A 5,250-nucleotide genomic window follows, 5' to 3' on the forward strand; every position below is an offset into this window, starting at 1 on the left:
GGCTCGCGGTGGCCCTCGACGCGCTGGAGACCGAGTCCTGGGTGGCGAACGAGATCGGGTTCGAGGGCCCGGTGTTGACCCGGTGCCGCCCGATGGAGACCGCGGCGGTCCAGCTGCCGACCGGCGACCGGCTGCAGGTCCCGACCTGCGCCGAGACGCTGCGCCTCAAGGGGTACCTGCTGATGTCGCGCAACAGCCCGCGGGACTACCGCGAACTGGCCGAGCTCGTCGACGTGCTCGACCCGCAAACCGTTGCTGCGGCACTCGGCGGGGTCGACAGGTATTACGCTGGGCAACCAGCCGACCGCCAATGGATGGCCACGCAGCTGGTCTGTCGGCTCGCCGACCCGGAACCGGTCGAACGCGAAGTGGACGACTCCGGCGACGGTGCGCCCCCGGCCGGAACGGATTGGGAACACGTCCGGGCGCGCTGCCTGGCGGTTGCGGTGTCGATGCTGGAGGAGGCGAGGTGACGTTGGCCCCGGACCGACGCCGTGCACCGCAGCCGCCCCGGTCCGGCAGCACCGACCGGCCGGTGGAGTTCTGGTCGACGTCGGCCATCCGCGCCGCCCTGCAGACCGGCGACATCGCCACCTGGCAGCTCATCGTGGTGGCACTCAAGCGCGACCCGTACGGGCGCACCGCACGGCAGGTTGAAGAAGTCCTGGCGGGTACCGGGCCCTACGGCATCTCCAAGGCGCTGTCGGAGGTGCTGACCCGCGCCCGGGCCCACCTGGAGGCCAACGAGCGCGCCGAGGTCGCCCGCCACGTGCGGGTGCTGATCGAGCGGTCGGGCCTGAGCCAGGAGGAGTTCTGCTCGCGGGCCGGGGTACCCGCCGACACGCTGCGCGAGTACCTCGACGGCACCGTCAGCCCGCCGGCCTCGCTGATGATCCGGATGCGCCGACTGTCGGACCGGTTCGTCAAACTGCAGCCTCGCGGCGCACCCGACGTGCTGTAGCCGGTATCAGCGAGCGTGGATCGGTGACATCTCCAGCACCATCCACTGGCCGCCGCGCTTGGTCAGGGTCACCCGCACCGGCACCACCGCCTGCTTGACCTGCTGGTTCGCCACGGTCTGAACGCTGCGCAGCACCACCGCGACCCGAGCCGCCGACGGACCGAGCGCCTCGACTCCGGCACTGAGGTTCTGCGCGTCGACCGCGATGTTGCGGTTGGCCATCTCGGTGGCGGTCCGGCCGATGCTTTCCCGGAAGGCGTTGACCCGGTCCGGGACCATGAACGCCGCCGCCTTCTCGATCGACGCCTCAGGGTTGGCAGGCGACACCGTCGCCGCGGCCTCGGCCATGGCGACCGCCGTCTTGACCACCTCGCCGGAGTCCGCCTCCAGTTCCTGGTCCGGCACCGTCCAGCGCAGGTACCCGAGCACCGCCGCGGCCACCAGCGCCGAGGCGGCCAGGGCGACCACCCCCATGCGAAGGCCCGGCCGGTCGTCGTCGGTGCCGACCGTGACGGCATCGCGGCGCAGCAGCAGGAAGTTCACCACCATGCCCTCGACGATGAGCAGCACCAGCACCGAGCAGACCGACACCCACCACAGCGGCCAGTCGAGCATCAACCCGACCAGCAGCAGGCCGCCGATCGCGGCCAGCGGCGCGGCGATGTCAAAGGTCAGCACCCGCCACAGCGTTCGCGACGTCAGCAGTCCCAACTTGCTCATCGGATCGACCTCAATCGGGAAATCATCAGGTGCCCGTCGACGTCGGTGACGTCGAGGTGCAGCGCCCAGTGCACGGTCTGCGGTCGGCCCCCCACGTTCTCGGCGATCGAGGTGGCGATCACCATCACCGGGTCAGTGCGACCGGGACTCTGCGGCTCGTCGTTCCCCGCGGCCGGGTCGTCGAGGTTCTGGCGCTCCAACTCGATGGCGACCGCCTCGATCCGGCCACTGCTACGGGACTGGATCTTCTGCACCACTTCCCGGTAGGGCTCCAGCGCGGCGTCGAACTCGCTGTTGAGTTCGCCGACAGTCTTGTCGCGCAGCCGCGTCATCCCCTTCTCGACGTTCTCGGCATTGAGGTTGATCAGCACGCTGGTCCAACTGGCGGCGGTCTGCAGCACCCGGCTGCGATAGGCACGCTCATCGACGTCGTCGCGGTGCATGTTCCAGGTGATCAGGCCGAACACCAGCGCGCCGACCGCGACCAGGCCGAGGAACGCCGATGCCAGTCCGTAACCAGAGATGCCGCCCTTGGGCGCCTTGGCCGCCGGCGGGACGCCTTTCTTGGTGGCGGATTTCTGGTCGTCCCGGGGCGTCTCGACGGTGGCCTCGCCGGGTTCGACGACTTCGCCGTCCGCTGCGGTGGAGATGTCGGGCTGCTCCTCGTCAGGCATGGCGGTGACGCTACAGGACGGTTGTACGGTTCGCCGTGAAAGGATGGGGCCCGATGACCTCACCAGCCCTTCGTTCCGGCCTTGACCTCAGCCACCTCGACAGCACCATCCGCGTGCAAGACGACCTGTTCGGTCACGTCAACGGCCGCTGGCTCGACGGCTACGAGATGCCGCCGGACCGTGCCACCGACGGAGCGTTCCGCGCCCTGTTCGACCGGGCCGAGCGCCAGGTCCGCGATCTGCTCGTCCGGGCCGCCGAATCGGACGCGCCACCGGGCACCGATGAGCGCCGGATCGGTGATCTGTATGCCAGCTTCCTCGACGAACAGACGGTGGCCGAGCGCGGGGTGGAACCGCTGCTGGCGGAGCTTTCTGCGATCGATGGCGCAACTGACCGTGACACCCTCGCGCGGGTGCTGGGCGCATGTCAGCGCACCGGGGTCGGCGGGGGTGTCGGCCTGTATGTGGACACCGACTCCAAGGACTCCACCCGTTATCTGCTGCATCTGACCCAGTCGGGTCTCGGGTTGCCGGACGAGTCCTACTACCGCGACGACCAGCACGCCGAGATCCTGGCCGACTACCCGGGCCACATCGCCACCATGTTCGCGCTCGTCTACGGCGGCGAGCCGAGCGGATACGCCGCGGTCGCGGCCCGGATCGTCGCGCTGGAGACCAGGCTGGCCGGCGCGCACTGGGACGTGGTGAAGCGCCGCGACGCGGAGCTGGGCTACAACCTGCGCACCTTCGCCGGGCTGCCGCAGGAGGCACCCGGGTTCGACTGGGCGGGCTGGGTCGGCGCCCTCGGTGTCGCCGGGGATGTCGCGACCGAACTGGTGGTACGCCAACCCGACTATCTGACGGCGTTCGCCGCGCTGTGGTCCTCGGTCGACCTCGCCGATTGGCAGGACTGGGCACGCTGGCGGCTGATTCACGGCCGCGCCGGGATCCTCACCGATGAGCTGGTCGCCGAGGATTTCGAGTTCTACGGTCGACGGCTGTCGGGCACCGAACAGATCCGGGAGCGGTGGAAGCGCGGCGTGTCCCTGGTGGAATCACTGATGGGTGACACCGTCGGAAGACTTTACGTGGCAAAGCATTTCCCACCGGACGCCAAGGCGCGCATCGATGCGCTGGTCGCCAATCTGCGGGAGGCCTACCGGGTGAGCATCACCGGGCTGGCCTGGATGACGCCGCAGACCCGGGAGCGGGCACTGGCCAAGCTGGACAAGTTCACCGCCAAGGTCGGCTACCCCGCCAACTGGCGCGACTATTCGGCGCTGGTCACCGATCGCGCCGACCTGTACGGCAACTTCCTGCGCGGCTACGCGGTCAACTACGACCGTGAACTGGCGAAGCTGGGCTCCCCGGTCGACCGCGACGAATGGTTCATGACACCGCAGACTGTCAACGCCTACTACAACCCGGGAATGAACGAGATCGTCTTCCCGGCCGCGATCCTGCAGCCGCCGTTCTTCGACGCCGACGCCGACGACGCCGCCAACTACGGCGGGATCGGCGCGGTGATCGGCCACGAGATCGGACACGGGTTCGACGATCAGGGCGCCAAGTACGACGGCGACGGTAACCTGATCGACTGGTGGACTGACGCCGACCGCACCGAGTTCGCTTCCCGCACACGGGCGTTGATCGACCAGTACGAGACATATGTGCCGCGTGCGCTGGACGCTGACCGGCACGTCAACGGTGCATTCACCGTCGGGGAGAACATCGGGGATCTCGGCGGGCTTTCGATCGCCCTGCTCGCGTATCAGTTGTCGCTCGACGGCGCCGAGGCGCCGGTGATCGACGGGCTGAGCGGAGTGCAGCGCGTCTTCTACGGCTGGGCGCAGGTGTGGCGCACCAAATCCCGTGATGCCGAGGCGATCCGGCGGCTGGCGGTCGACCCGCACTCGCCGCCGGAGTTCCGCTGCAACGGGGTGGTGCGCAACATGGACGCGTTCTACGAGGCGTTCGACGTCACGCCCGACGACGCGCTGTATCTGGAACCCGCACAGCGCGTCCGCATCTGGAACTGACCCGGGCCGGTTCTCCCGGCGAGCAGAAGGGTACCGCTACATCTGCCAGTCTTGGGCGCCGTCGTTCTTGGTGTAGGTGCCGACGGAGTTCTTCACCACGACCGGGTCGCCGCTGCCGAAGTTGTCGTAGAACCACTTGGCGTTGGCCGGGCTCAGGTTGATGCAGCCGTGGCTGACATTGCGCTTGCCCTGGTCATTGACCGACCACGGGGCGCTGTGCACGAAGCCGCCGCTGTTGTCGATGCGGACCGCGTCCTGCACCGTCACCTTGTAGCCGTAGGTGGAGTTGATCGGCACCCCGTAGGTGGAGGAGTCCATCACCACGGTGGGGAACTTCTCCAGCACGTAGTAGGTGCCGTTGGGGGTCTCGTGCCCGCCGGTCGACATACCCATCGACATCGGGAATGTCTTCTCCAGCTTGCCGTTGCGGGTGATCGTCATCTGATGTGTCTTGTCGTCGGCGGTGGCCACCAGCGAGTCGCCGGTGCGGAAGCTCGACTTGGTGCCGGCCGCGTCGATGGTGACGGTGGTGTGGGCGGGCCAGAAGTTGAACGGGCGCCACCGGACCTGGCTCGGAGTCATCCAGTAGAACTTGCCGGGCACCGGCGGGTTCGACGAGATGTGGATGGCCTGCTCGGCCATCGCCTTGTCCGCAATCGGCCGCTGGAAGTTGATGATGATCGGCTTGGCGACGCCCACCATCGACCCGTCCAGCGGGTTGAACGACGGCGGCAGGAACGGCGGGGTGCCGGTGAACGGCTCGGGGTTCTGCCCGGCCACCGGCCCGGCCGCAACCGGTACCGCACCCGCCTGTGCCGCACCCGGCTCACCGGGCTCACCGGGCTCACCCGGTGCG

Annotated in this window: 5 protein-coding genes and 1 pseudogene; 3 read left to right on the forward strand and 3 right to left on the reverse strand. The window is 68.6% G+C overall.

The window, feature by feature from the left end:
* Positions 1–473 (forward strand): annotated as a pseudogene (locus DQP56_RS22460) (hypothetical protein); the annotation flags it as partial.
* Positions 470–961, forward strand: a complete 492-nt coding sequence (locus tag DQP56_RS22465) for a helix-turn-helix domain-containing protein (RefSeq protein WP_112689186.1) — start codon at positions 470–472, stop codon at positions 959–961. The pseudogene DQP56_RS22460 and the gene DQP56_RS22465, both read left to right, overlap by 4 nt.
* Positions 962–967: 6 nt before the next feature.
* Here the strand turns inward: DQP56_RS22465 and DQP56_RS22470 are convergent, their stop codons facing one another.
* Together DQP56_RS22470 and DQP56_RS22475 are read right to left on the reverse strand one after the other, a co-directional pair.
* Positions 968–1,681 (reverse strand): hypothetical protein, encoded by a 714-nt coding sequence (locus DQP56_RS22470; protein WP_112689188.1) that lies wholly within the window; start codon positions 1,679–1,681, stop codon positions 968–970.
* The gene (locus DQP56_RS22475; RefSeq protein WP_112689190.1) at positions 1,678–2,355 is read right to left on the reverse strand and encodes a hypothetical protein; all 678 of its coding nucleotides are present in this window, start codon (positions 2,353–2,355) and stop codon (positions 1,678–1,680) included. Before DQP56_RS22475 ends, DQP56_RS22470 begins: the two co-directional genes overlap by 4 nt.
* A 53-nt stretch (positions 2,356–2,408) precedes the next feature.
* Between DQP56_RS22475 and DQP56_RS22480 the strand changes: the two genes are divergently transcribed.
* Complete coding sequence (locus tag DQP56_RS22480) at positions 2,409–4,394, forward strand: M13 family metallopeptidase (RefSeq protein ID WP_112689192.1); 1,986 nt, start codon at positions 2,409–2,411, stop codon at positions 4,392–4,394.
* 36 nt (positions 4,395–4,430) lie between these two features.
* On the opposite strand, the gene DQP56_RS22485 is transcribed toward DQP56_RS22480, so the two are convergent.
* Positions 4,431–5,250: L,D-transpeptidase (locus DQP56_RS22485; protein WP_112689194.1), on the reverse strand; the 820-nt coding region annotated here is incomplete at its 5' end.

Source organism: Mycolicibacter senuensis (assembly GCF_003284925.1).
GTDB lineage: Bacteria > Actinomycetota > Actinomycetes > Mycobacteriales > Mycobacteriaceae > Mycobacterium > Mycobacterium algericum_A.

Excerpts from the sequence above, each read along its gene's own strand:
- DQP56_RS22480 (WP_112689192.1), top strand. The coding sequence starts at position 2,409 with ATGACCTCACCAGCCCTTCGTTCCGGCCTTGACCTCAGCCACCTCGAC.
- DQP56_RS22470 (WP_112689188.1), bottom strand. The coding sequence starts at position 1,681 with ATGAGCAAGTTGGGACTGCTGACGTCGCGAACGCTGTGGCGGGTGCTG.
- DQP56_RS22475 (WP_112689190.1), bottom strand. The coding sequence starts at position 2,355 with ATGCCTGACGAGGAGCAGCCCGACATCTCCACCGCAGCGGACGGCGAA.